Source organism: Streptomyces sp. NPDC039465, assembly GCF_055639315.1.
The window spans coordinates 1148436-1173675 of record NZ_JBVKAP010000001.1 but is presented as its reverse complement, the minus strand read 5'-3'; the positions used below and the strand labels follow the sequence as shown (position 1 = coordinate 1173675).

19 protein-coding genes are annotated in these 25240 nt (G+C 72.1%); 9 read left to right on the top strand and 10 right to left on the bottom strand.

Annotated features, from left to right (window positions below; all coding sequences use genetic code 11):
* Positions 1-201 precede the first annotated feature (201 nt).
* Genes ACZ7LT_RS05200 through ACZ7LT_RS05185 form a run of 4 tightly spaced genes read right to left on the bottom strand, consistent with a single transcriptional unit; the run spans position 202 to position 5958 of the window.
* Positions 202-1362 (bottom strand): acyl-CoA dehydrogenase family protein, encoded by a 1161-nt coding sequence (locus ACZ7LT_RS05200; protein WP_471234504.1) that lies wholly within the window; start codon positions 1360-1362, stop codon positions 202-204.
* Between the two features lie 5 nt (positions 1363-1367).
* Positions 1368-2297, bottom strand: coding sequence for a hydroxymethylglutaryl-CoA lyase (locus ACZ7LT_RS05195; RefSeq protein ID WP_471234502.1), 930 nt, complete (start codon positions 2295-2297; stop codon positions 1368-1370).
* Positions 2294-4333, bottom strand: coding sequence for an acetyl/propionyl/methylcrotonyl-CoA carboxylase subunit alpha (locus ACZ7LT_RS05190; protein ID WP_471234500.1), 2040 nt, complete (start codon positions 4331-4333; stop codon positions 2294-2296). Before ACZ7LT_RS05190 ends, ACZ7LT_RS05195 begins: the two co-directional genes overlap by 4 nt.
* A gap of 8 nt (positions 4334-4341) precedes the next feature.
* Positions 4342-5958 (bottom strand): carboxyl transferase domain-containing protein, encoded by a 1617-nt coding sequence (locus ACZ7LT_RS05185; protein WP_471234795.1) that lies wholly within the window; start codon positions 5956-5958, stop codon positions 4342-4344.
* 86 nt (positions 5959-6044) lie between these two features.
* Here ACZ7LT_RS05185 and ACZ7LT_RS05180 point away from each other — a divergent pair, with 86 nt between their 5' ends.
* Both ACZ7LT_RS05180 and ACZ7LT_RS05175 read left to right on the top strand, forming a co-directional pair.
* Positions 6045-6626, top strand: coding sequence for an SACE_7040 family transcriptional regulator (locus ACZ7LT_RS05180; protein ID WP_471234498.1), 582 nt, complete (start codon positions 6045-6047; stop codon positions 6624-6626).
* A gap of 77 nt (positions 6627-6703) precedes the next feature.
* Positions 6704-7486 carry a phosphatase gene (locus ACZ7LT_RS05175; RefSeq protein ID WP_471234495.1) on the top strand — a complete coding sequence of 261 codons (783 nt, stop codon included), beginning with the start codon at positions 6704-6706 and terminating at the stop codon, positions 7484-7486.
* 14 nt (positions 7487-7500) lie between these two features.
* Here the strand turns inward: ACZ7LT_RS05175 and ACZ7LT_RS05170 are convergent, their stop codons facing one another.
* The 4 genes from ACZ7LT_RS05170 to ACZ7LT_RS05155 form a co-directional block, all read right to left on the bottom strand.
* The gene (locus ACZ7LT_RS05170; RefSeq protein WP_471234493.1) at positions 7501-8319 is read right to left on the bottom strand and encodes an alpha/beta fold hydrolase; all 819 of its coding nucleotides are present in this window, start codon (positions 8317-8319) and stop codon (positions 7501-7503) included.
* 63 nt (positions 8320-8382) lie between these two features.
* Positions 8383-9246: an acyl-CoA thioesterase gene (locus ACZ7LT_RS05165; protein ID WP_471234490.1), complete on the bottom strand. Its 864-nt coding sequence runs from the start codon at positions 9244-9246 to the stop codon at positions 8383-8385.
* Positions 9247-9251: 5 nt separating this feature from the next.
* Positions 9252-10409, bottom strand: a complete 1158-nt coding sequence (locus tag ACZ7LT_RS05160; RefSeq protein WP_471234487.1) for an acyl-CoA dehydrogenase family protein — start codon at positions 10407-10409, stop codon at positions 9252-9254.
* Between the two features lie 99 nt (positions 10410-10508).
* The gene (locus ACZ7LT_RS05155) at positions 10509-12029 is read right to left on the bottom strand and encodes a PucR family transcriptional regulator (RefSeq protein ID WP_471234483.1); all 1521 of its coding nucleotides are present in this window, start codon (positions 12027-12029) and stop codon (positions 10509-10511) included.
* 125 nt (positions 12030-12154) lie between these two features.
* Between ACZ7LT_RS05155 and ACZ7LT_RS05150 the strand changes: the two genes are divergently transcribed.
* From ACZ7LT_RS05150 to ACZ7LT_RS05140, 3 genes are read left to right on the top strand one after another with little or no spacing between them, the layout of a single operon-like run.
* Positions 12155-13615, top strand: a complete 1461-nt coding sequence (locus ACZ7LT_RS05150) for a sodium:solute symporter family protein (RefSeq protein WP_471234481.1) — start codon at positions 12155-12157, stop codon at positions 13613-13615.
* A 39-nt stretch (positions 13616-13654) separates the two neighbouring features.
* On the top strand, positions 13655-14626 hold the full coding sequence (speB, locus tag ACZ7LT_RS05145) for an agmatinase (protein ID WP_471234478.1): 972 nt from the start codon (positions 13655-13657) through the stop codon (positions 14624-14626).
* The gene (locus ACZ7LT_RS05140) at positions 14623-16305 is read left to right on the top strand and encodes a thiamine pyrophosphate-binding protein (protein WP_471234477.1); all 1683 of its coding nucleotides are present in this window, start codon (positions 14623-14625) and stop codon (positions 16303-16305) included. The genes speB and ACZ7LT_RS05140 overlap by 4 nt, the downstream gene beginning before the upstream one ends.
* Before the next feature lie 64 nt (positions 16306-16369).
* On the opposite strand, the gene ACZ7LT_RS05135 is transcribed toward ACZ7LT_RS05140, so the two are convergent.
* Positions 16370-17644 carry a hypothetical protein gene (locus ACZ7LT_RS05135; RefSeq protein WP_471234475.1) on the bottom strand — a complete coding sequence of 425 codons (1275 nt, stop codon included), beginning with the start codon at positions 17642-17644 and terminating at the stop codon, positions 16370-16372.
* Positions 17645-17768: 124 nt separating this feature from the next.
* Between ACZ7LT_RS05135 and ACZ7LT_RS05130 the strand changes: the two genes are divergently transcribed.
* From ACZ7LT_RS05130 to ACZ7LT_RS05115, 4 genes are all read left to right on the top strand, one after another.
* Positions 17769-18734 carry a serine hydrolase gene (locus tag ACZ7LT_RS05130; protein WP_471234472.1) on the top strand — a complete coding sequence of 322 codons (966 nt, stop codon included), beginning with the start codon at positions 17769-17771 and terminating at the stop codon, positions 18732-18734.
* Between the two features lie 93 nt (positions 18735-18827).
* Complete coding sequence (locus ACZ7LT_RS05125; protein ID WP_471234471.1) at positions 18828-22586, top strand: ABC transporter ATP-binding protein; 3759 nt, start codon at positions 18828-18830, stop codon at positions 22584-22586.
* A gap of 102 nt (positions 22587-22688) precedes the next feature.
* On the top strand, positions 22689-23066 hold the full coding sequence (locus ACZ7LT_RS05120; protein ID WP_471234794.1) for a hypothetical protein: 378 nt from the start codon (positions 22689-22691) through the stop codon (positions 23064-23066).
* Between the two features lie 77 nt (positions 23067-23143).
* Complete coding sequence (locus tag ACZ7LT_RS05115; protein WP_471234468.1) at positions 23144-24607, top strand: S28 family serine protease; 1464 nt, start codon at positions 23144-23146, stop codon at positions 24605-24607.
* Positions 24608-24641: 34 nt separating this feature from the next.
* On the opposite strand, the gene ACZ7LT_RS05110 is transcribed toward ACZ7LT_RS05115, so the two are convergent.
* On the bottom strand, positions 24642-25217 hold the full coding sequence (locus tag ACZ7LT_RS05110) for a hypothetical protein (protein WP_471234464.1): 576 nt from the start codon (positions 25215-25217) through the stop codon (positions 24642-24644).
* Between the last annotated feature and the right edge of the window lie 23 nt (positions 25218-25240).

Here is a 25240-nt window from a genome sequence, read left to right as displayed (position 1 = left end):
GTGGCCTTGGCCTGGGGCAATTCGAAGGTAGGTTAGCCTACCCTTATGTCGATCAACAGGGGTGGGGGGCGGTGCGGCGCACCTCACACCGGGCCCGAACACGGCGGCGCCCGTCGCCCCTGAGGGGCGACGGGCGCACCGGTGACAGCCGGTCGGACGACCGGTCAGGCGACCGGTCGAGCGGCCGGGTCGGGCGGTGGGTCAGGCCGTGAAGCCCAACTCCCGTGCGATCAGCATCCGCTGGACCTCGCTGGTCCCCTCGCCGATCTCCAGGATCTTGGAGTCCCGCCACATGCGGGCCACGGGGTACTCGTTCATGAAGCCGTAGCCGCCGTGGATCTGGGTGGCCTCGCGGGCGTTGTCGACAGCGACCGTGGAGGAGTAGAGCTTCGCGATCGCCGCCTCCTTCTTGAAGGGCTCACCGCCGACCAGCCGGGAGGCCGCGTCCCGCCAGCCGACCCGGGCCATGTGCGCGCGCATCTCCATGTCGGCGATCTTGAACTGGATGGCCTGGTTGTCGCCGATCGGCCGGCCGAAGGCGTGGCGCTCCTTCGCGTACTTCACCGACTCGTCCACACAGCCCTGCGCGAGCCCGGTCGCCAGCGCCGAGATCGCGACCCGCCCCTCGTCGAGGATCCGCAGGAACTGGGCGTACCCACGGCCCTCCTCGCCGAGGAGGTTCGCCAGCGGCACCCGCACGTCGTCGAAGGCCAGCTCGCGCGTGTCGGAGGCGTTCCACCCCACCTTGGAGTAGGGCGCCGCGACCGTGAAACCGGGGGTCCCGGACGGCACGATGATCGAGGAGATCAGCGGGCGGCCGTCCGGCTTGCGGCCGGTCACCGCGGTGACCGTGACCAGACCCGTGATGTCCGTACCGGAGTTGGTGATGAAGCACTTCGAGCCGTTGATGACCCACTCGCCGGCCGCTTCGTCGCGGACCGCCGTCGTCTTCGTGCCGCCCGCGTCCGAGCCGCCCTCCGGCTCGGTCAGCCCGAAGGCGCCCAGGATCTCGCCCGAGCACATCCGGGGCAGCCACTCGCGCTTCTGCTCCTCGGTGCCGAAGCGGTAGACCGGCATCGCGCCGAGCGAGACACCCGCCTCCAGCGTGATGGCGACGGAGGAGTCGACCCGGGCCAGCTCCTCCAGCGCGATCCCCAGGGCGAGGTAGTCGCCGCCCATGCCGCCGTACTCCTCCGGGAACGGCAGCCCGAACAGGCCCATACGGCCCATCTCACGGACGATCTCGTACGGGAATTCATGGCGCTCGTAGTAGTCGCCGATCTTCGGGGCGATCACGTCGTGGGCGAACGCCTCGACGGTGCGGCGCAGTTCCTCGTGCTCAGGGGCGAGACGGTGATCCATCGTGTTCAGTCCTTGTGGGAGAGGGCGCGGACGGTACGGGACGGGCTGGGACGGCCCAGCTGTTCGGCCAGCCACACGCTTGTGGCGGTGAGCAGGCCGAGGTCGACGCCGGTTTCGATGCCGAGGCCCTGGAGCATCCACACGAGGTCCTCGGTGGCGAGGTTCCCGGTCGCGCTCTTCGCGTACGGGCAGCCGCCGAGGCCGCCCGCGGAGGCGTCCACCGTCGTCACGCCGTGCTGGAGCGCGGCGAGCGTGTTGGCCAGGGCCTGGCCGTACGTGTCGTGGAAGTGCACGGCGAGCCGGGAGGTGGGCACTCCGGCCTCGTTCAGCGCGGTGAGCAGCCGCCCGACATGGCCGGGGGTGGCGACCCCGATCGTGTCGCCGAGGCTCAGCTCGTCGCAGCCCATGTCGGCGAGCGCCTTGGTCACCCGGACCACCTGCTCGACCGGGACCGGGCCCTCCCAGGGGTCGCCGAAGCACATCGACAGATAGCCCCGGACGCCCACCCCCTGCTCTATGGCGCGGGTGACGACCGGCTCGAACATGGCGAGCGCCTCGTCGACGGTCCGGTTGAGATTGGCCTTGGCGAACGACTCCGTGGCGCTGGCGAACACGGCGACCTCGCGGGCGCCGAGGGACAGCGCCCGGTCCAGGCCGCGTTCGTTGGGCACGAGCACCGGCAGCCGCACGCCGGTCTCCCGGACCAGCGGGAACAGCTGCTCAGCGTCGGCGAGCTGAGGCACCCACTTCGGGTGCACGAAGCTCGTCGCCTCGATCGTGGAGAGCCCGGCCCCGGCCAGGCGCCGGATGAACTCGGCCTTGACCTCCGTGGGGACGACGGCCTTCTCGTTCTGCAGCCCGTCGCGGGCCCCGACCTCGTGGATCCGGACGCGGGCGGGCAGCCCCTCGGCGGGGACGGTCATGGGCAGGGTCACTGCTCCTCCTCCCTCGGGGTCACCACGGCCAGGATCTGGTCCATGGCGACGGTGGAACCGGGCGTCACGTCCAGCTCGGTGACCGTGCCGGCGTGCGGGGCGGAGATGACGTGCTCCATCTTCATCGCCTCCACCACGAGCAGGCTCTGCCCGGCGTCGACCTCGTCCCCGACGGCCACCTTCACGACGGTGACGGTGCCGGGCATGGGCGCGGCCAGCGTGTCGGCCCCGGCGTGCGCGGCCCCGGAGAGCAAGGCCTCGACGGGATCGTGGTCCAGGACGTGCCAGGTGTCGGCGTCACGTCCGAGCCAGACCCCGTCCGGGGAGGCGACATGGGTGAAGCGGTGGGTCACCCCGTCGCGTTCGATCGTGAGGGCGTCCGGGGTGAGCTCGACGAGCCGGCCCGCCGCGTGGGGCTCGGGAGCCGCGCCTGCGGACTCCGACGGGGCGGGGGGTGATGCGAGCAGGAGCTCGTACGACGTGCCGCGCGGGCGGGTGCGCAGCCCGACCGGTTCCTGGCCCGGGACGCGAACGTGGCGGACCGTCCAGGCGGGGGTGCCGCCCAGACGCCAGCCTCCGGCGGACCCGAAGGGATCGGTCCAGGAGGCGGAGGCTTCCGCCGCCGGCGGCCGGCTCTTCAACAGCGCCGCCGCGGCGTACACCTCCGCCGGTACCCCGGCCGGCAGGAGGGAGTCGAGCTCCCTCTCGACGAGGCCGGTGTCGAGGTCGCCGGACGCGACCTGAGGGTGCGCCAGCAGGCGTCGCAGGAAGCCCGCGTTCGTCTGGACGCCCAGGATCACCGTGTCCGCCAGCGCCCTGCGGAGGGTCCGCAGCGCCGTCGCCCGGTCGGGGCCGTACGCGATGACCTTCGACAGCATCGGGTCGTAGAGGCTGCCGACCTCCGTACCCGCTGCGAGGCCCGAGTCCGTACGGACCCCGTCGCCCTGCGGCTCGTGCAGGGCCAGGACCGTGCCGCCCGAGGGGAGGAAGCCCCGTGAGGGGTCCTCCGCGCAGATCCGCGCCTCGACCGCGTGGCCCGTCAGCGCGATGTCGTCCTGGCCGAAGGGCAGCGCCTCGCCGGCGGCGACCCGCAGCTGCCACTCCACCAGGTCCAGACCCGTGACGAGTTCCGTGACCGGGTGCTCGACCTGGAGGCGGGTGTTCATCTCCATGAAGTAGTACGAGGACGGGTCGCCGCCCGGGACGATGAACTCCACCGTGCCCGCGCCCACATAGCCGCACGAGCGCGCCGCGTTCACCGCCGCCTCGCCCATCGCCGCCCGGATCTCGGGCGTCAGCAGGACCGAGGGCGCCTCCTCGATGATCTTCTGGTGGCGGCGCTGCAGTGAGCACTCGCGCTCGCCGAGGTGGACCACGTTTCCGTGGCCGTCCGCCAGGACCTGGATCTCGATGTGGCGGGGCCGGTCGATCCAGCGCTCCACGAGCAGCGTGTCGTCGCCGAACGACGCCCGCGCCTCGCGCCGGGCCGCCGCGATCTCCTCCATGAGGGCCGACTCCACGCGGGTGAGCCGCATGCCCTTGCCGCCGCCGCCCGCCGAGGGCTTCAGCAGCACCGGCATGCCGATCTCGCGGGCCGCCTCGGCCAGCTGGTCGTCGGTCAGACCGGAGCCGGAGGAGCCCGGCACGACCGGCACCCCGGCCGCCTTGACCGTCTCCTTGGCCCGGATCTTGTCGCCCATCAGCGAGATCGCGGAAGCGGGCGGTCCGATGAACGCGAGCCCCGCCTCCGTGCAGGCCTGCGCGAAGCCGGCGTTCTCGGCGAGGAAGCCGTATCCGGGGTGGACCGCCTGCGCGCCGGTCCGGGCCGCCGCCTCCAGCAGCCGCTCCACCGAGAGGTAGCTCTCGGCAGCGGACGCCGGGCCGATCCGTACGGCCGTGTCCGCCTCCCGTACGTGCCGGGCGTCGGCGTCCGCGTCGCTGAAGACGGCCACCGAGCGCACGCCCAGCGCGCGCAGGGTGCGGATGACCCGGACCGCGATCTCGCCTCGGTTGGCCACCAGAACGGTGTCGAACATGGACTCCCTCACATCCGGAAGACGCCGAACTGGGGGTCACCCAGGGGCGCGTTGGCACAGGCGGTCAGGGCCAGACCCAGCACCTGCCGGGTCTCCATGGGGTCGATGACCCCGTCGTCCCACAGCCGGGCGGTCGCGTAGTAGGCGTTGCCCTGCTGCTCGTACTGCGCGCGGATCGGGTCCTTGAAGGTCTCTTCCTCCTCCGCGGGCCAGCTCTCGCCGCGCGCCTCCAGCTGGTCGCGCTTGACCGTCGCGAGGACCGAGGCGGCCTGCTCGCCGCCCATCACGGAGATCTTGGCGTTGGGCCACATCCACAGGAAGCGGGGGGAGTAGGCCCGGCCGCACATCGAGTAGTTGCCGGCGCCGTACGAACCGCCCACCACCACCGTCAGCTTGGGCACGCGCGTGCACGCCACTGCGGTCACCATCTTGGCGCCGTGCTTGGCGATGCCGCCCGCCTCGTAGTCCCTGCCGACCATGAAGCCGGAGATGTTCTGCAGGAAGAGCAGCGGGATGCCGCGCTGGTCGCACAGCTCGATGAAGTGCGCGCCCTTCTGGGCGGACTCGGAGAACAGGATGCCGTTGTTGGCGACGATCCCGACCGGATGGCCGTGGATCCGGGCGAAGCCCGTGACCAGCGTCTGGCCGTACTCCGCCTTGAACTCCTGGAAACGGGAGCCGTCCGTGATCCGGGCGATGACCTCCCGGACGTCGTAGGGCGTGCGGGAGTCCACCGGCACCGCGCCGTACAGCCCCGCGGGGTCGACCTTGGGCTCCTCGACCGGCTCCACGGACCAGGGCAGCTCCCCGCGCGCGGGGAGCGTCGCGACGATGTTCCGCACGATCCGCAGGGCGTGCGCGTCGTCCTCGGCGAGATGGTCGGTGACCCCGGACGTACGGGAGTGGACCTCGCCGCCGCCCAGCTCCTCGGCGGTGACGACCTCGCCGGTGGCCGCCTTCACCAGCGGCGGGCCGCCGAGGAAGATCGTGCCTTGGTTGCGCACGATCACGGCCTCGTCGCTCATCGCCGGGACGTACGCCCCGCCGGCCGTGCAGGAGCCCAGGACCGCCGCGATCTGCGGGATGCCCGCCCCGGACATCCTGGCCTGGTTGTAGAAGATCCGGCCGAAGTGCTCCCGGTCGGGGAAGACCTCGTCCTGCATCGGCAGGAACGCGCCGCCCGAGTCGACGAGGTAGACGCAGGGAAGGCGGTTCTCCAGCGCCACCTCCTGGGCCCGCAGGTGCTTCTTGACCGTCATCGGGTAGTACGTGCCGCCCTTGACGGTGGCGTCGTTGGCGACGACCACGACCTCGCGGCCGCTGACCCGCCCGATGCCGGCGATCACCCCGGCGGCCGGGGCCTGGCCGTCGTACATCCCCTCCGCGGCGAGCGGTGCCAGCTCCAGGAAGGGGGAGCCCGGGTCGAGGAGCGTGTCCACGCGGTCGCGCGGGAGCAGCTTGCCGCGGGCGGTGTGCCGGGCGCGGGCCTTCTCGCCGCCGCCGAGGCGGGCCGCGGCGAGCTTGCCGCGCAGCGTGTCGGCGAGGTCCTGGTGCGCCGCCTCGTTGGCCTGCCAGGCCTCGGAGGCGGGGTCCGCCGCGCTCGCAAGGACAGGTGCCTGCCGCATGGCCTGAGCTCCGTTCTTGTTAATGAGCGTTAACGTCATTTCGTTCAGGTTAACGACCGCTAACCGCGTTGTCTAGAATCTCTTCCATGAGCACCCGCACCGACGCCCCCACCCGCCGCGAGCAGATCCTCAAGGAGGCCGCGCGCCTCTTCGCCGAACGCGGCTTCCACGGCGTCGGCGTCGACGAAATAGGAGCGGCGGTCGGTATCAGCGGCCCCGGCCTGTACCGCCACTTCCCCGGCAAGGACGCGATGCTCGCCGAGCTGCTCGTCGGCATCAGCGAACGCCTGCTCGACGGCGGCCGGCGCCGCGTCGAGGAGGCCGCCGGGGACCCCCGGGCCGTCCTCGCCTCCCTGATCGACGGGCACATCGACTTCGCCCTCGATGACCGGCCGCTGATCACCCTCCACGACCGCGAGCTGGACCGGCTCCGCGACGCCGACCGCAAGCGCGTACGCCAGCTCCAGCGGCAGTACGTGGAGCTGTGGGTGGTGGTCGTGCGCGAGCTGTACCCCGCCCCGACCGAGGCGGAGGCTCGAGCGGCGGTGCACGCGGTCTTCGGCCTGCTGAACTCCACGCCCCACCTGGGGCCCGGGGCGGGGCGCACGGTCACCGAAGGGGTGCTGCAACGGCTCGCGCACGGCGCGTTCGGCGCGCTTGGAGCGTGATCCAGGGGGTAGGCGCCTCCGGTCCACCACCCGAAACGATTGCCCACAACGGCATGACCCCCGGCAGAATGGGGGCCATGCCGATATCCAGCCGCGCCGCCCTCGTTGAGCACCTCGTCCGTACGCGTATCGCGGGCGACGTCGCCACACCCCGAGACAACAACCTCTCCCACTACCGCAAGCTCGCCAACGGCGACCGCTACTACTGGCTGGGTCTGGAGCTCGGTGACCGCTGGAGCGACGAGCAGGACGTGCTCGCGGTCATGGCCGAGCGGTGCGGGGTGATCGACGACCCCGCGCACCGGGCGGGGCAGGACACCATCGACCCCGAGCTGACCGTCGACGCCCTGGACCGGGCGGCCGCCCGGCTCCGCAAGGCCGCCGCGGGCCGCCAGCGGGTGCTCTTCGCGACCGGGCACCCGGGCTCGCTGATCGACCTGCACAGCCGCACCGCCGCCGCGCTGCGGGCCGCGGGCTGCGAGATCGTACGGATCCCCGACGGGCTCGTCGCCGACGAGGGGTACGTCGTCCAGTTCGCCGACGTCGCCCTCTTCGAGCGGGGCGCCAGCCTCTGGCACACCCATTCGCCGGAGCCGATGAACGCCATCCTGGACGCCATGGAGGCCGAGGGCAGCCCGCTGCCCGACCTGGTCGTCGCCGACCACGGCTGGGCGGGGCGCGCCGGACAGCGCGGCATCGACGCCGTCGGGTACGCGGACTGCAACGACCCGGCGCTCTTCATCGGCGAGGCCGAAGGCACCCTCCAGGTGACGATTCCGCTGGACGACCATGTCGTGGATCCGCGCTACTACGAGCCGATGACCGACTACCTGCTGGACGCGGCAGGGCTGCTCGACTGAGGCCAGGCCCGCCCCTAGGACCTGCCCCGCAGGAACCGGGTGACGGCATCCACGTACTCCTGCGGATGCGTGACATGGGGGATGTGCCCAGCCCCCTCGAACGTGTGCCGCCGCACCTGCGGCAGCGTCGCCGTCAGCCGCTCAAGCACGATCGAGAACCACGCCGGGCTCGTGGTGCCGCCGCACAGCAGCACCGGTGCGGTGCAGGCGGAGAGCGCGTCCAGGTCGAGTTCGGCCCAGCCGGGGTCGGTCTGTTCGTCCAGCCAGGTCGGGGCGTGGGTCACGAACGACTCGCGCATGCGGTCGGGGAGCCGGTCCCACATGCCGGGCCCCAGGCCGATCTCCTCCACGAACAGCCGCGCCCCCGGCTCGTTCTCCCCCTTGCGGAGGTGGTCGAGGACGGCGTCGGTCGACGTCATCATCGGCTGCAGCTCCGCTTGCGCGTCGTGGTCGTCGGCCACGACCCCGAGCAGGGGCGGTTCGTGGACCACGACGCTGCGGAACAGTTCGGGCCGGCGCGCGGCCAGACCCAGGGTGATGGAGGCGCCGAAGGAGTTGCCGGCGACGTGCGCGGGGCCGCCGCCGAGCTGCTCGATCAGCGCGGCGAGGTCGTCCTCGTCCTGCCGCCGGGTGCCCTGGCCCGGCGCGTCCCCGCTCTGCCCGTGGCCACGGCGGTCGTAGCGGATCGCCCGGAAGGACGCCTTGAGGTCGGCGTCGACGGCGGGCTGCCAGCTCCGGTGCTCGCTCCACGAGCCGTGGACGAGGACCAGGGGCTCACCCTCGCCCGTGACCTCGTAGAACAGGTCGACTCCGTTGGCACTCAGCTGCGGCATGCCGCGTTCCTACCAGGGCCGTGCGGCGCCACGAGCGCCACCGCGCCGCGCGGCCCCACCGCTTCACCCGCGCGGGACGCGGACCACGCCCTCCTGGATCACCGAGATCGCCAGCTGCCCGTCCTGCGTGTAGATCCGGGCCTGGCCCAGGCCCCGGCCGGCCGAGGCGGACGGCGACTCCTGGTCGTACAGCAGCCATTCGTCGGCCCGGAACGGCCGGTGGAACCACATCGCGTGGTCCAGCGAGGCCCCGACGACGTCCCCGACCGCCCAGCCGCCCCGCCCGTGGGCGAGCAGCACCGAGTCGAGGAGCGTCATGTCGGAGACGTAGGTGGCGAGGCAGACGTGCAGCAGGGGGTCGTCGGCCAGCTTGCCGTTGGTGCGGAACCACACCTGGGAGCGCGGCTCGCGCGGCTCCCCGACACTGCCCCAGGGCGGCACCTCGGCGTACCGCAGGTCCACCGCCGCCCGTGCCTCGACCAGCCGCGCGGCGACATCGGCCGGCAGGTGGCGCGGCAGCATCTCGGCGGCCGTCGGCAGCGTCTGAGGGTCCGGCGCCTGCGGCATGGCCGCCTGGTGCTCAAGACCCTCCTCGTACGTCTGGAAGGACGCGGAGAGGTGGAAGATCGGCTGGCCGTGCTGGACGGCGACGACCCGGCGCGTGGTGAACGAGCGGCCGTCGCGGATCCGGTCGACCGTGTACACGATCGGCGCGCCCGGGTCCCCCGCACGCAGGAAGTACGCGTGCAGGGAGTGGGCGGGCCGGTCCGCGGGCACCGTCCGCCCGGCCGCCACCAGCGCCTGGGCGGCCACCTGGCCGCCGAAGACGCGCGGGACGATCGCCGAACGGGACTGGCCCCGGAAGATGTCCTGCTCGATCCGCTCCAAGTCGAGCAGATCGAGCAGGTCGTCGAGCGCTTCGGCCACAGGGACTACAGGCCCATCGACTTGGCGATGATGGTCTTCATGATCTCGCTGGTGCCGCCGTAGATGCGGTTGACGCGGTTGTCCGCGTACAGGCGCGCGATCGGGTACTCGTTCATGTAGCCGTAGCCGCCGTGCAGCTGGAGGCAGCGGTCGATGACGCGGTGGGCGACCTCAGTGCAGAAGAGCTTGGCGCTCGCGGCCTCGGCCGGGGTCAGCTCGCCCGCGTCCAGGGCCTCCAGGGCGCGGTCGGCGACCGCCTCGGCGGCGTCCACCTCGGCCTGGCAGGCGGCCAGCTCGAACTTGGTGTTCTGGAAGTGCGCGACCGGCTTGCCGAAGACCGTGCGGTCCGTGACGTACTGCTGGGCGAACCGGACGGCGGCCTTGGCCTGCGCGTACGCGCCGAAGGCGATGCCCCAGCGCTCGGAGGCCAGGTTGTGGCCGAGGTAGTAGAAGCCCTTGCCCTCCTCGCCGAGCAGGTCCTCGACCGGGACCTTGACGTCGACGAAGGCCAGCTCCGCGGTGTCGGAGGTGCGCAGGCCGAGCTTGTCGAGCTTGCGGCCGATGGAGTAGCCCTCGGACTTGGTGTCCACGGCGAAGAGGGAGATGCCGAAGCGGCGGTCCTGCTCGCTCGGGGCGGAGGTGCGGGCGCAGACGATCACGCGGTCGGCGTGCACACCACCGGTGATGAAGGTCTTGGCGCCGTTGAGGACGTAGTGGGTGCCGTCGTCGGAGAGCTTGGCGGTGGTCTTCATGCCCGCGACGTCGGAGCCGGTGCCCGGCTCGGTCATCGCCAGCGCCCACATCTCCTCGCCGCTGACGAACTTCGGCAGGTAGCGCTTCTTCTGCTCGTCGGTGGCGAGCATCTTGAGGTACGGCAGGGCGAGCAGGACGTGCACGCCGGAGCCGCCGAAGTTGACGCCCGCGCGCGAGGTCTCCTCGTAGAGGACGGCCTCGAACTTGTGGGTGTCCAGGCCGGCGCCGCCGAACTCCTCGGGGACGTTGATGCCGAAGACACCCAGCTCGCCGAGCTTGTGGTAGAAGTCGCGCGGCGCCTGGCCGGCCGCGAACCACTCGTCGTAGACCGGGACGACCTCGGCCTCGATGAAGGCGCGGATGGTCTCCCGGAACGCCTCGTGGTCCTCGTTGAATACGGTACGGCGCACGAGCCGCCTCCTTCGGGGTGTCCTGTCTCACAGCTGTCTAAGCGCTTGCTCAGTTGTTGACTGAACAAGTTACCCGCGAGTCACTCGGCCTGTCCAGAGTCAATCGGACTCTCCAGGACCGGCCGACAGCCAGCGCAGCGCGAACCACAGCTCCATCCGCACGTCCGCGTCGTCCAGGTCCCGCCCCAGCACCGCCGCGCACCGGGCGATCCGCTGGCGGACCGTGTTGCGGTGCACGCCGAGGGCGGTGGCTGTCCGGTCCCAGCTGCCGTGCAGGGAGAGCCAGGTGCGCAAGGTCTCGGTGAGCGGCTCCGCCAGGGGCTCCAGGAGCGTACGGGCGTAGGCGGCGCCTTCGTCCGGACCGACCAGGCCCGCGATCCCCGCCTCGCGGTGACGGGCCAGCGGTGTGTGCGTGGCCTCCGCGCGGCGGACCGCGCGGGCCGCCTGGAGGTCGGCCGCCGCAAGCCGGTCCGCGGTGGCCGGGGCGCTCACGCCGAGGACCCAGCCGGGCTGCGGGGCGACCTCGCGGCCGACTGGCAGCAGGGCCCGTACGCCGTCGTCGCGCACCTCCACGAGCGGGGTGCCCAGGGGCGGCGGAGTGCCCTCACCGCGCGCGTGGACCACGATCCACCGCTCCTCGCCCAGGAGCGGGGCCACCTCGACCGGGTCCGCGCCCAGCAGGAGCCGGACGAGCGCGGCCGACCGGGCGGCCTCGTCGGCCCCCTGGTGCGGGGCGGTGAGCAGGGAAAGCAGGACGACCGCGACCCCGGCGATCGTGTGGTCGCCGGGCTCGCGGCCCGCGGCGGCCAGGCCCAGCGTCAGCTGCCGCTCGCCTCCGAGCACGTACGCCGCGAGATGGGCGCCGCCGGCGGTGTCGGTGGCGGAGGACGGGCGGGCCGGCGCGGCCGCTGCGGCCGCCGGGCCTCCGGGCCCCGCCGGGCCGTTCTCGTCGGCGGTCTCCGTCATGGACGCGGGGCGCCCGCCCGCGCTGCCGGCGCCCCGTGGGTGCAGCACCTCCAGCAGTCGTGCCAGGGCCGCTCGGGCCTGCGGCTCCACGGGGCGGCCCGCCGCCGCGTACTCCGTGCCGTCCGGCGCGTACAGCGCGGCCCGCCCGCCCAGCCGCGCGGCGAGCGCCTTGAGCACCGCCGGGACCGGGTCCGGCCGGGCCGCCGCCGTCGCCAGGGAGCGCTGCGCCTCGGTGACCCGGCGCAGCTCGTAGTGGCGGGCCTGGGCCATCAGCCGCCACACCGCCCGCGCCACCGCCGTGAACGGCGTCTTCGGCGGCACCTCAAGCAGCGTCAGACCGTGCCGCGCGCAGGCGGCGACGAGCTCCTCGGGCACGGTGTCGTACACCGGCGCGACCCCGAAGCCGAGCGCCACCGCGCCCGCCGCCACCACCCGCTCGACATAGCGGTCGGCGTCGGTGAGCTGCACCCCGGCGGACATCAGCAGCTCACCGCCGAGCAGATACGGATACGGGTCGGCCATCTCGGAGGTGTGCACCCAGTGGATGTCGATGTCGGCCGGGCCGGCGATCAGCCGCAGGCCCAGCTCCTCCTGGGCGAGCAGCGCTTCCAGCGGGATGGGCGGGGTCGGAGGGACCGGCGTGCGCTCGGACATGGACACTCCATCCATCCATCGCATGAACTGTGGATGAAACGTACACTTCAGCGCCGCTTTCGGGCCACCTAGGGTCGTGCCGTCCGGACATGAAGAGCGTGAGGTGAGCGAGCGAAGGAGGGCCCATGGCCGTCGACTACACCGTGATCGTCGTCTATCTGGCGGGCATGCTGGCCATGGGCTGGTGGGGCATGCGCCGCGCCCGGTCCAAGAGCGAGTTCCTCGTCGCGGGCCGCAGACTCGGCCCCTGGATGTACTCCGGCACCATGGCGGCGATCGTCCTCGGCGGCGCCTCCACCATCGGCGGTGTCGGCCTCGGCTATACATACGGACTCTCCGGCGCCTGGATGGTCTTCACCATCGGCCTCGGACTGCTGGCGCTGAGCATCTTCTTCAGCGCCCGCATCGCCCGGCTCAAGGTCTACACCGTCTCCGAGATGCTCGACCTGCGCTACGGCGGCCGGGCCGGGCTCATCTCCGGCGTCGTCATGTGGGCGTACACGCTGATGCTCGCGGTCACCTCGACCATCGCCTACGCCACGATCTTCGACGTCCTCCTCGACCTCGACCGGACCGTCTCGATCGTCCTCGGCGGCGCCATCGTCGTCGCGTACTCGACGCTCGGCGGCATGTGGTCCATCACCCTCACCGACATGGTGCAGTTCGTGGTGAAGACCGTCGGCGTACTGCTCCTGCTGCTGCCCATCGCCGTCGTCAAGGCGGGCGGCTTCGCCGAGATGAAGGCCCAGCTGCCCACCGAGTACTTCGCCCCGCTGGGCATCGGCGGCGAGACGATCTTCACGTACGTCCTGATCTACACCTTCGGCATGCTGATCGGTCAGGACATCTGGCAGCGGGTCTTCACCGCCCGCACCGACAAGGTCGCGCGCTGGGGCGGCACCGTCGCCGGTACGTACTGCCTGGTGTACGCCCTGGCCGGAGCCGTGATCGGGACGGCCGCCAAGGTGCTCTACCCGAACCTGGCCACCGCCGACGACGCCTTCGCGACCATCGTCAGGGACGAACTGCCCGTCGGCGTCCGGGGCCTGGTCCTCGCCGCCGCCCTCGCGGCCGTCATGTCGACCTCCTCGGGCGCCCTGATCGCCTGCGCGACCGTCGCCAACAACGACATCTGGTCGCGACTGCGGGACGCCGTCTCCACCAGGGGTGAGGACCACGACGAGGTGAAGGGAAACCGCGCCTTCATCCTGATCATGGGCATCGCGGTGATCTGCATCGCCATCGCCCTGAACGACGTCGTCCAGGCCCTCACCGTCGCCTACAACCTCCTTGTCGGTGGCCTCCTCGTGCCCATCCTGGGCGGCCTGCTGTGGCGCCGCGGCACCGTCCAGGGCGCGCTCGCCGCGGTCGTGACCGGCGGACTCGCCGTGACCGTCCTGATGGCGACGTACGGCATCCTCGCCAACGAGCCCGTCTACTACGGTCTGCTCGCCTCGCTCGCCGCATACGTCATCGGCTCCCTGGCCAGCCGGCCCACCGACCCGGCCGTCCTCGCCGCCTGGCGCGAACGCCTCGCCGGCCGGGCACCCGAGACGGCCGCCGAACCCACTCCCGTCGGCAATTAGACTCAAACAGCAACGAAACGCAGGAAAGAAGGCATTCATATGAGCAGCAACGAGACGCCGCGCGGCCCCATCGACTCGTCCCGCATCCCGCGGTACGCCGGACCGGCGACGTTCGCGCGGCTGCCGCGCCTCGACGAGGTCGGCACCGCCGACGTCGCGGTCGTCGGCGTGCCCTTCGACTCCGGCGTCTCCTACCGGCCCGGCGCCCGCTTCGGCGGCAACGCCATCCGCGAGGCGTCCCGGCTGCTGCGCCCCTACAACCCGGCCCAGGACGCCTCGCCCTTCGCCCTCGCCCAGGTCGCGGACGGCGGCGACATCGCCGTGAACCCGTTCAACATCAACGAGGCCGTGGAGACCATCGAGGCCGCCGCCGACGACCTCCTCGGCACCGGCGCCCGGCTGATGACCCTCGGCGGCGACCACACCATCGCCCTGCCGCTGCTGCGCTCGGTCGCCAAGAAGCACGGCCCGGTCGCGCTGCTCCACTTCGACGCGCACCTGGACACCTGGGACACCTACTTCGGCGCCGAGTACACCCACGGCACGCCGTTCCGCCGCGCCGTCGAGGAAGGCATCCTCGACACCGAGGCCCTCTCCCACGTCGGCACCCGCGGCCCGCTCTACGGCAAGCAGGACCTGACCGACGACGAGAAGATGGGCTTCGGCATCGTCACCTCCGCGGACGTCTACCGCCGCGGCGCCGACGAGATCGCCGACCAGCTGCGCCAGCGCATCGGCGACCGCCCGCTCTACATCTCCATCGACATCGACTGCCTCGACCCGGCCCACGCGCCCGGCACCGGCACCCCCGAGGCCGGCGGCATGACCTCCCGCGAGCTCCTGGAGATCCTGCGCGGCCTCGCCTCCTGCAACCTGGTCTCCGCCGACGTCGTCGAGGTCGCCCCCGCGTACGACCACGCCGAGATCACCTCGGTCGCCGCCTCGCACACCGCCTACGAGCTGACCACGATCATGTCCCGGCAGATCGCGGCCGCCCGGACCGCTCAGTGACGCACGACCACGACCTCGTCCTGCGCCCGACGGAGGCGCAGACGGCAGCCGCGCTCAATCCGCCGCCCGGGCGCAGCGGCGGGGACCTGGTCGTCGAGACCCTCTCCGGGCTTGGCGCGACGACCGTCTTCGGTCTGCCCGGGCAGCACGCGCTCGGCATGTTCGACGCGCTGCGCCGCTCGTCGCTGACGTACGTCGGGCTGCGCGTGGAGAACAACGCCGGCTTCGCCGCCGACGCGTACGGCCGGATCACCGGCGAGGCGGCCCCGCTGCTGCTCTCCACCGGCCCCGGCGCGCTGATGTCCCTGGCCGCGCTCCAGGAGGCGGCGGCCGCCTCGGCGCCGGTCCTCGCGATCGGCAGCCAGGTGCCGGTGGCCGGCCTCGGCGGCGGCCGTCACGGCTATCTGCACGAACTACGCGACCAGCAGGCGTCGTTCCGGGACATCGTGAAGTCCGTCCACACGGTCCGTACGCAGTCCCAGATCCCGTCCGCGATCGCGGCGGCCTGGGAATCGGCGCTGACCGCCCCCCACGGCCCGGTGTGGGTGGAGATCCCGCAGGACGTGCTGCTCGCCGAGACGTCCCTGCCGGTGGTGACGGCGATGGACGCCACCCCGGAGGAGATCGCGCCGCGCCCCGAACTGACCGCCGTCGCGGCCGATCTGCTCTCCCGCGCGGCCCGTCCGGCGATCATCGCGGGCGGCGGGGTCGTACGCTCCGACGCGTCCGGCAAGCTGCGGGCGCTGGCGGAGCGGATCCAGGCGCCGGTCGTGACGACCTTCGGCGGCAAGGGAGCCTTCCCCTGGGAGCACCCGCTGTCGCTCCAGTCCTGGCTGGAGGACCGGCACACCACCGACTTCCTGGAGGACGCGGACGTCCTGCTGGTGGTCGGCTCCGGCCTCGGTGAACTCTCCTCGAACTACCACACGTTCAAGCCGCGCGGCCGGGTCGTCCAGATCGAGGCGGACGCGGGCAAGCTGGAGTCGAACCACCCGGCGCTCGGCATCCACGCCGACGCCCGCCTCGGCCTCCAAGCCCTGCTGGAGACGGTCTCCCCGCGCGAGGACGCCTCGGCGCCCGAGCGGGTGGCCGAGGTCCTCTCCCGCGTACGGTCCCGGATCGCCGCCCAGGACCTGACCCTGGAACAGGACGTCGTGGCGTCGGTCCGGGCGGCCCTGCCGGACGACTCGCCCAGCTTCTGGGACATGACGATCCTCGCCTACTGGGCGTGGTCCGCCTTCGACCCCCGCCACCCGAACACGATGCACTCCGCCCAGGGCGCGGGCGGCCTCGGCTACGGCTTCCCCGCCGCCCTCGGCGCGGCCGCGGCCGACCCCACCCGCCCGGTCCTTGCGGTCTCGGGCGACGGCGGCGCGATGTACTCGATCGCGGAACTGGCCACGGCCAAGCAGTACGGCCTCCCGGTCACCTGGCTGATCGTCGACGACGGCGGCTACGGCATCCTGCGCGAGTACATGACGGACGCCTTCGGCGAGGCGACGGCGACGGAACTCTCCCGCCCGGACTTCGTCGCCCTGGCCACCTCCTTCGGCGTCCCGGCGGTCCGCACGACCCCCGAGACCCTGACCGAGGACCTGAAGCAGGCCCTCTCGAGCGACGGCCCGTCGGTGGTCGTCCTCCCGGCCCTGCTCCGGATGTTCGAACCGACGCACCTCTGACCGGCTGCCGAAGGCGCCCCGGGCATCGCACGATGCGCGGGGCGCCTTCGGCGTGCGGGGCATGTCAGCGTGATGGCGGCTCCCGTACGGACGTCTGCACGCTGCCGCTGCGGGACTGGCCCAGCCCGTACCGGTCGGCCATCCGCTGCCGCTCGGCGGGGGTGACCGACCACTCGGCGCCCGCCGTGCCGACCATGACCCTCATGTACGGCCCGATCGGCGACTCTCCCCTCGGCTCGCGCAGAGCCCACCACATGGTCACGTAATGAGGGGCCCGCGTGTGTTCCAGGACCGCGTTGCCGTGGACGATGCGTGAGCGGTACCGGTACGTGTCCACGGTGGGCGCCGCCACCCACGCCGGGGGCCTCAGCCGGGGGCTCGGGCGCAGGTCCTCGCGCCAGGACGCCCGGCCCGTGGACGCGTAGTCGTCGCTGAGCGTCGCCCGGTCCTTGCGGAGATACGCGAGCTCGGCCGAGGCGCCGAGGACGTCGTAGCCGGCGTCCACCGGGAACTGGACGATCTTCTCCGTGAACGTCTCCATGCCCGGCTCCAGCAGACTGCCCTGCGGGCTGATGAAGCGTCCCTGGGCCAGCAGTTCGTGGCCCGCGCGCGCCACGTCGACATGCCGGTGGAGATCCAGCTGGTCGGCGCCGATGTCCTGCCGCCACGCCTTCGCCGAGCGTCGTTCCTTCGTGTACGTGGCCCTGCGGCCGGTCACCTGGTAGAGCGTGCCGAGCACGTAGACGCCCACCCGCCCGGCGTTCCTGACGCGCATCCGCACGAGCACGGAAGCGGTCGCGCCCGCCACGGTCGTGCCGCCGAACTGGACCGTTGTGGTGATCAGGGTGGGGGAGACGTGCGGCTGGTAGATCTGGGTGTAGGTGACGTTCCCGGCGGCCAGCAGTGCGGTGACGACGACCCCGGTGGCCAGGCCCCGTCCCCGGGGAACGCTCTTCCACACGTCCCACTTGTGGAGCCACCACAGCGCCCAGAGCGCCCAGGCGAAGAGCAGGGACCAGACCCAGAGATAGGCGGTGTAACTCCCTCCCTCCACCTGGATGACGAGCAGCGCCAGATTGACCAGCAGCGCGACCAGGACCCCGAAGAGCACCGCCGCGCCCGCGAATTTCGGTGATCGGGAGCTCAGATAGCTGGGGAGGGCCAGCAGAGCGACGACCTCGATCAGGGCGCCGGCCAGACACACGGCCCCGCTCACCCGTCCCGCGAAGGTCAGCGCGCCCGTGACGTCCGCGGCGCCCAGCAGGCCCAGCTCGAGCGCCGCGGCCGCGAGCCCCACCGCGAACAGCACCTTGGACGCCTCTTGCCTGAACTCCGACATGGCCCCAGAGTGATCGTCGCCGTTCCAGGGCGCATGTCGGCGCCGGCCGGGCGGTGCGGGTGGGAGGGCAAGCGGAATGGCCGGCTTCGTACAACCATTCGTCGAGCGGGGAGTCGGTGGATGTGTGATCGAAGAATCCGTCTCCCGGCGCACCCACGCCGCCCTCGGCATCGCCCTCGCCGCCGGCGTCCTCCTGCCCACCGCCGTCACCGCGACCCCCGCGGCCGCCGCGGACCCCGTCGTGACCTGCACCTCCGTCACGCCCGGGATGGCCGCCAAGCTCAGCCGGGACCTCGGGGCCGCCCTGCGCGGGCGGGCGTCTTCCGTTGCCGTGTCGCTGTACGACCGGAAGACCGGCACCAGCTGCGCCTACCGCGCCGCGTCGACGTACGACTCCGCCAGCGTCGTGAAGGTGGCCGTCCTCGGCGCCCTCCTCCACGACGCGCAGAAGCAGCGCCGCACGCTCACGGCGACCGAGAAGAACCTCGCCAGCGCCATGATCACGAAGTCGGACAACGACTCCACCACCAAGCTGTGGCGGCAGCTCGGCGTCACCAAGGTCAAGGCCTTCCTCACCGCCACGAAGATGACGCAGACCGTCCCCGGCTCCGGCGGCTACTGGGGGCTCACCCAGATCACCGCCCGGGACCAGGCCCGCCTGCTCGGCATGCTGATCACCGCCGACAACGGCGTGCTCACCGAGGCGAACCGACAGTACGTGCTGTACCTGATGCGGGCCGTCGTCCCCTCCCAGCGCTGGGGCGTGCCCGCCGGCGCGCCCTCCGGCATCGGCGTACAGGTCAAGAACGGCTGGCTGCCCCGCGCCACCCACGCCTGGCGCGTGCACAGCATCGGCGCCTTCATCGGCGGCGGGCGCAGCTACACCCTCACCGTCCTCAGCCAGGACAACGCCACCATGAACGACGGCGTCAACGTCATCCAGTCGATCGCCAGGGTCGTCCACCGCGACCTGAACCCGGGCGTCGCCCTCTCCGACACCGTCCAGCCGCCCGCCGCCCCGCAGGAAGCGGTCCCCGCCGTGCCCGAGGCGCCCGGCAAGGCGCTGGTCACGGCCGCCACCCGGTCCTAGGACCACAGACCGTAGTTTTGTTGCGGCGGGATGAAATCCGCTCGTGACCGCGTTGGTGCCTTCCGGTAGAGCAGCGGAATCGGGAGGCACCACGTGGCGGCGGACGAACAAGGCTGGGCACGCAGGCTCGCCGGTTACGCGTGGCGATACCGGCGCAATGTGGTGCTCGCGCTCGGTTCCTCCCTGGCGGGCATGGCCGTCATGGCGCTCGTCCCGCTCATCACCAAGGTCGTCATCGACGATGTGATCGGCACCGGCACCCGGTCCCTGACCACCTGGACCGGCCTGCTGGTAGCCGCCGCGCTCGTCGTCTACGCGCTCACCTACATACGCAGGTACTACGGCGGTCGTCTCGCCCTCGACGTCCAGCACGATCTCCGTACCGAGATGTACGGCACCATCGCCCGGCTCGACGGACGCCGCCAGGACGAGCTGTCCACCGGCCAGGTCGTCGGCCGGGCCACCAGCGACCTCCAGCTCATCCAGGGCCTGCTCTTCATGTTGCCGATGACCATCGGCAACATCCTGCTCTTCCTCATCTCCCTCGTGATCATGGCGTGGCTGTCGCTGCCGCTCACCCTGATCGCCCTCGCCGTCGCCCCCGCCCTCTGGTTCATCGCCAAACGCAGCCGCACCCGCCTCCACCCCGCCACCTGGTACGCCCAGCAGCAGGCCGCCACCGTCGCCGGAGTCGTCGACGGCTCCGTCACCGGCGTCCGGGTCGTCAAGGGCTTCGGCCAGGAGGAGCAGGAGACCGGCAAGATCCGCGACGCCAGCCGCAAGCTCTTCGCCGGCCGCCTGCGCACGATCCGGCTCAACTCGAGGTACACCCCCGCCCTCCAGGCCGTGCCCGCCCTCGGCCAGGTCGCCATGCTGGCGCTCGGCGGCTGGCTCGCCACCCGCGGCCAGATCACCCTCGGTACCTTCGTCGCCTTCTCCACCTACCTCGCCCAGCTCGTCGGACCCGTCCGCATGCTCGCCATGGTGCTGACCGTCGGCCAGCAGGCCCGCGCCGGCGTCGAGCGGGTCCTCGAACTGATCGACACCGAACCGGCCATCGCGGACGGCACGAAGGAACTCCCCGCCGACGCCCCCGCCGGCGTCGAGTTCGACGACGTCTCCTTCGGGTACGAGGACGCCTCCGGCAAAACCAGCCCCGTCCTCGACGGCTTCTCGCTGGAGATCCGCCCCGGGGAGACCGTCGCCGTCGTCGGCGCCTCCGGCAGCGGCAAGTCGACCGTCTCCCTGCTCCTGCCCCGCTTCTACGACGTGACCCACGGCGCCGTCCTCGTCGGCGGCCACGACGTCCGCGAGCTCACCCTCGACTCCCTGCGCGCCGCCATCGGCCTCGTCCCCGAGGACTCCTTCCTCTTCTCCGACACCGTCCGCGCGAACATCGCGTACGGCAGGCCGGACGCCACCGACGAGGAGATCGAGCAGGCCACCCGCGCCGCCCGGGCCGACCGGTTCATCGCCGAGCTGCCCGACGGCTACGACACCAAGGTCGGCGAGCACGGCCTGACCCTCTCCGGCGGTCAGCGCCAGCGCATCGCGCTGGCTCGGGCGATCCTCACCGACCCGCGGCTGCTCCTCCTCGACGACGCCACCTCCGCCGTCGACGCGCGCGTGGAGCACGAAATCCACGAGGCGCTGCGGCAGGTCATGGAGGGCCGCACCACCCTCCTCATCGCCCACCGGCGCTCCACCCTCGGCCTCGCCGACCGGATCGCCGTCCTCGACGAGGGCCGACTCTCCGACATCGGCACCCACGAGGAGCTGGAGAAGCGCTCCGCGCTCTACCGCCGGCTGCTCACCGACCCGGACGAGCTCGGCGCCGTGTCGCCCGGCCACACCGTGGCCGTCGAACTGCCCGAGGACCGGACCGTACGGGAGGAGCTCGACGCCGAGTTCGACGCCGAACGCGGCATCACCCCCGCCCTGTGGGTCCGCGGCGAGGAGGAGCGGGAGGACAAGGTCGCCGGCGCCACCCCGGAGCTGCTCGCCCAGGTCGCCGCGCTGCCCCCGGCCACCGACACCCCCGAGGTCGACGAGGCCGCGGCCGTGCGGCCCGAGGAGGCGTACGGACTGCGCCGGCTGCTGCGCGGCTTCGGACTGCCCCTCCTGGTCAGCCTGCTGCTCGTCGCCGTCGACGCCGGCATGGGCCTGCTGCTGCCGATCCTGATCCGGCACGGCATCGACGAGGGCGTCACCCAGCTGGCGCTCGGCGCCGTCTGGGCCGCGTCCGGCCTCGCCCTGCTGACCGTGGTCGTGCAGTGGGTGGCGCAGACCGGGGAGACCCGGATGACCGGCCGCACCGGTGAGCGGGTGCTCTACTCGCTGCGGCTGAAGATCTTCGCTCAGCTCCAGCGGCTGGGTCTCGACTACTACGAGCGCGAGCTCACCGGCCGGATCATGACCCGGATGACCACGGACGTGGACGCGCTCTCCACCTTCCTGCAGACCGGCCTGGTGACCGCGTTCGTCTCGGTCGTCACCTTCTTCGGCATCATGGCCGCCCTGGTCGTCATCGACGTCCAGCTGGCGCTGGTGGTCTTCGCGACCCTGCCGGTGCTGATCGTCGGCACGTACTTCTTCCGCCGTTCCAGCGTGAAGGCGTACGAACTGGCCCGCGAGCGCATCAGCGTGGTCAACGGCGACCTCCAGGAGTCCGTCTCCGGGCTGCGTATCGTCCAGGCCTTCCGCCGTGAGCGCTCCGGCGCCGCCCAGTTCGCCGCGCGCAGCTCCAGCTACCGCGAGGCCCGGGTCCGCGGCCAGTGGCTGATTTCCGTCTACTTCCCGTTCGTGCAGCTGCTGTCGTCGGTGGCCGCGGCCGCCGTGCTGATCGTCGGCGCCGGCCGGGTCGAGGCGGGCACGCTCACCACCGGCGCGCTCGTCGCCTACCTCCTCTACATCGACCTGTTCTTCGCGCCCGTGCAGCAGCTCTCCCAGGTCTTCGACGGCTACCAGCAGGCCGCCGTCTCGCTGAAGCGGATGCAGGAGCTGCTCCAGGAGCCGACCTCCACCAAGGAGGCACCCGAGCCGCTCGACGTGCGCGCGCTGCGCGGCGAGATCGCCTTCGAGGACGTCGACTTCTCCTACGGGGGCGAGGAGGCCGCCCTCGCAGGCATCGACCTGCGCATCCCCGCCGGGCAGACCGTCGCCTTCGTGGGCGAGACCGGCGCGGGCAAGTCCACGCTGGTCAAGCTGGTCGCGCGGTTCTACGACCCGACGTCCGGGCGGGTCACCGTCGACGGCACCGACCTGCGCGACCTGGACCTGACGGCGTACCGGCACCGGCTCGGGGTCGTCCCCCAGGAGGCGTACCTCTTCGCCGGTACGGTCCGGGACGCCATCGCCTACGGCCGCCCCGACGCCACCGACGCCGATGTCGAGGCCGCCGCCCGCGCGGTCGGCGCCCACGACATGATCGCCACCCTCGACGGCGGCTACCTCCACGAGGTCGCCGAGCGCGGCCGCAACCTCTCCGCCGGGCAGCGCCAGCTGATCGCCCTGGCCCGCGCCGAGCTCGTCGATCCGGACATCCTGCTGCTCGACGAGGCGACGGCCGCACTCGACCTGGCCACCGAGGCTCAGGTCAACGCCGCCACCGACCGCCTCGCCGGACGCCGCACCGCCCTCCCGTCGCCCGACCACCACCGGAGCGCCTACGCGCGCACCACCCTGATCGTCGCGCACCGTCTCACCACGGCGGCCCGCGCGGACCGGGTGGTCGTGATGGACGGCGGCCGGGTCGCCGAGGACGGCACCCACGACGAGCTGCTGGCCCTGGGCGGGCAGTACGCGACCCTGTGGCGCACCTTCATCGGCGAGGAGGAACCGGCCGCCGCCTGAGCCCGACGGAGGGAGCCGCAACCGAACGGGTCCCTGATGCGTCGTACGCATGTACGTGCCGATGGGGTCCAAGGGAAACGGGGGGCACAGGTGTCCGGGAAGATAGGCCGACTGCTGACGCACTGTCTGGCGGTAATCGTCGCCGTGGGAGCCCTCACCCTCGCCGGGCCGGGTACGGCCCAGGCCGAGGCCGCCTCGCTCTGCAACGGGCGGCCCACCAAGACCCTCACGTTCGCCACGGGCGAGCTGCGCCTCTACAAGAGCCGCCAGTACGTCTGCGCGCTCACCCTCGCCAAGAGCCCGGGTCCCCGGCGCGCCATGTCCGTCTCGCTCCAGCCGCGCGGTGGCCTGGCCGTCGTCGACAGCGGCCGGTTCACCCGGCAGGCCGGGCCGGTGACGGTCCACGCGCTCAACCGCTGCGTACGGGCCTCCGGGACCGTCTCGGGCCGCACCATCTCCACGGGGTGGATCCTCTGCTGAGCAACTGGGGCTGGCGGCGGGTGCGTTGATCCCGCTAGGTTCGCGGCGCGACCGTCGCGAACCGAAGGGGAGGGCGCATGCGCAAGGCGCTGAGATGGCTGCTGTCATTCGTGGTGCTCATAGGCACCGTGAGTGCTGCCAGTGCGGCTACCGCCGCCGAACCGGCCACCGGCAACACCACCGGGACCACCGGCAGTACGTCCGCGGACGCTTCCGCGGACATCAAGGACCGCATCCTGGCGATCCCGGGGATGACCCTGGTCGAGGAGAAGCCGTACCCCGGCTACCGCTTCTTCGTGCTCACCTACACGCAGCCGGTGGACCACCGCCGCCCCTCTGCGGGAACGTTCCAGCAGCGGATCACCCTGCTGCACAAGGACACCAGTCGCCCCACGGTTTTCTTCACCTCGGGCTACCACGTCAACACGAACCCGCGGCGCAGTGAGCCGACGGCCATCGTCGACGGCAACCAGGTCTCCATGGAGTATCGGTTCTTCACCCCGTCCCGGCCCCAGCCGGCCGACTGGTCGAAGCTGAACATCTGGCAGGCCGCCACCGACCAGCACCGCATCTTCACGGCGCTGAAGAAGATCTACACCAAGAAGTGGATCTCCACCGGCGCCTCCAAGGGCGGCATGACCGCCACGTACTACGAGCGCTTCTACCCGCGTGACATGGACGGCGTCGTCGCCTACGTGGCCCCCAACGACGTCGTCAACAAGGAGGACGCGGCCTACGACCGGTTCTTCGAGACCGTCGGCACCAAGGAGTGCCGCGACCGGCTGAACGCCGTCCAGCGCGAGGCGCTCGTGCGCCGCGAGCCGCTCCAGGCCAAGTACGCGCAGTACGCCGCCGACAACGGCTACACCTTCACCACCGTCGGCAGCCTCGACAAGGCCTACGAGGCCGTCGTCCTCGACTACGTCTGGGCGTTCTGGCAGTACAGCCTGGCCGCCGACTGCGAGGCCGTCCCGGCCGCCGCCACCGCCACCGACCAGGAGATCTGGGACAGCGTCGACGCCATCTCCGGCTTCTCCTTCTACACGGACCAGGGCCTGGACCCGTACACGCCGTACTACTACCAGGCCGGCACCGAGCTGGGCTCGCCCAGCATCAAGCTCCCGCACCTGGCCGGTCTGAGCCGCTACGGCTACCAGCCGCCGCGGAACTTCGTCCCCGCCGCCATCCCCATGAAGGCCAAGCCGCAGGCCATGCGGGACGTCGACAGCTGGGTCCGGCACAACGCCCGCCAGATGCTGTTCGTGTACGGCGAGAACGACCCGTGGGGCGCGGAGCGGTTCCGCCTGGGCAAGGGCGCCCGTGACAGCTATGTCTACGCCGCCCCCGGCGCCAACCACGGTGCGAACGTCGCCGGCCTCGTCGCCGCCGAGCGCGCCCACGCCACCGCGCGGATCCTCGCCTGGGCCGGCGTCGCCCCGGCCGCCGTCCAGGCCGACCCGAAGCGGGCCAAGCCGCTGGCGCCGTTCGACAAGCGCCTGGACAAGCGGGAAGTGGAGCGGGCTCAGACCCTGCGTCCGTAACGCACCGGCTCAACGGGAACTCTGTGCGCGCCGGTCACATCCGGCGCGCACAGCCCACCGGTTGCCTGCCGTCCAGGGAGACATAGAGCGCCGTGGACGCCGGGCAGCGCTCACGTCCCGGCACCGCCGCCACCACCTCGTACTGCGGCCGCTTCCCGCCCGAGCCGTCGCAGGCGGTCTCCTTCACCTGCCCCTTGCGGGAGGTGTAGAGGCAGTCCCCGACCAGGGTGTGCGGACCCCCACCCCCGCCCGGGTCACCCGGATGCGGCGGCTCCAGATTGCGCATGCAGGCGTACCCCCGCGGTACGGACCCGTCGCCGTCCTCGTCCACGGCCGGCCGCAGCTCCGAGACGTGCAGCACGAAGTCGGTGCGGTCCGGACAGTCCGGTCCGCCTTCGGCCGGCCCGTCGTACCGGCTCAGCACCCGGGCCGCCGCCTTCTCACTGGCGCACGGCACCTCCCGGTGCTCAGGACCCCGCGTCCCGCAGTCGCCGGGGCCCAGGAACACCGCCCCGTACCCCTGCGGCGAGGCGGTCGCCGTCGCCAACGCGCCGCTCGGCTCCGGCGCGGCCCTGCACCCCGCCAGCAGAGCGGCGAGCAGCGTGAACATGACAGTGACGGTGACGACCGGCG

Excerpts from the sequence above, each read along its gene's own strand:
- ACZ7LT_RS05155 (WP_471234483.1), bottom strand. The coding sequence starts at position 12,029 with ATGTCCGAGCGCACGCCGGTCCCTCCGACCCCGCCCATCCCGCTGGAA.
- ACZ7LT_RS05185 (WP_471234795.1), bottom strand. The coding sequence starts at position 5,958 with ATGCGGCAGGCACCTGTCCTTGCGAGCGCGGCGGACCCCGCCTCCGAG.
- ACZ7LT_RS05190 (WP_471234500.1), bottom strand. The coding sequence starts at position 4,333 with ATGTTCGACACCGTTCTGGTGGCCAACCGAGGCGAGATCGCGGTCCGG.
- ACZ7LT_RS05175 (WP_471234495.1), top strand. The coding sequence starts at position 6,704 with ATGCCGATATCCAGCCGCGCCGCCCTCGTTGAGCACCTCGTCCGTACG.
- ACZ7LT_RS05200 (WP_471234504.1), bottom strand. The coding sequence starts at position 1,362 with ATGGATCACCGTCTCGCCCCTGAGCACGAGGAACTGCGCCGCACCGTC.
- ACZ7LT_RS05115 (WP_471234468.1), top strand. The coding sequence starts at position 23,144 with ATGCGCAAGGCGCTGAGATGGCTGCTGTCATTCGTGGTGCTCATAGGC.
- ACZ7LT_RS05110 (WP_471234464.1), bottom strand. The coding sequence starts at position 25,217 with ATGTTCACGCTGCTCGCCGCTCTGCTGGCGGGGTGCAGGGCCGCGCCG.
- ACZ7LT_RS05170 (WP_471234493.1), bottom strand. The coding sequence starts at position 8,319 with ATGCCGCAGCTGAGTGCCAACGGAGTCGACCTGTTCTACGAGGTCACG.
- ACZ7LT_RS05135 (WP_471234475.1), bottom strand. The coding sequence starts at position 17,644 with ATGTCGGAGTTCAGGCAAGAGGCGTCCAAGGTGCTGTTCGCGGTGGGG.
- speB (WP_471234478.1), top strand. The coding sequence starts at position 13,655 with ATGAGCAGCAACGAGACGCCGCGCGGCCCCATCGACTCGTCCCGCATC.
- ACZ7LT_RS05150 (WP_471234481.1), top strand. The coding sequence starts at position 12,155 with ATGGCCGTCGACTACACCGTGATCGTCGTCTATCTGGCGGGCATGCTG.
- ACZ7LT_RS05180 (WP_471234498.1), top strand. The coding sequence starts at position 6,045 with ATGAGCACCCGCACCGACGCCCCCACCCGCCGCGAGCAGATCCTCAAG.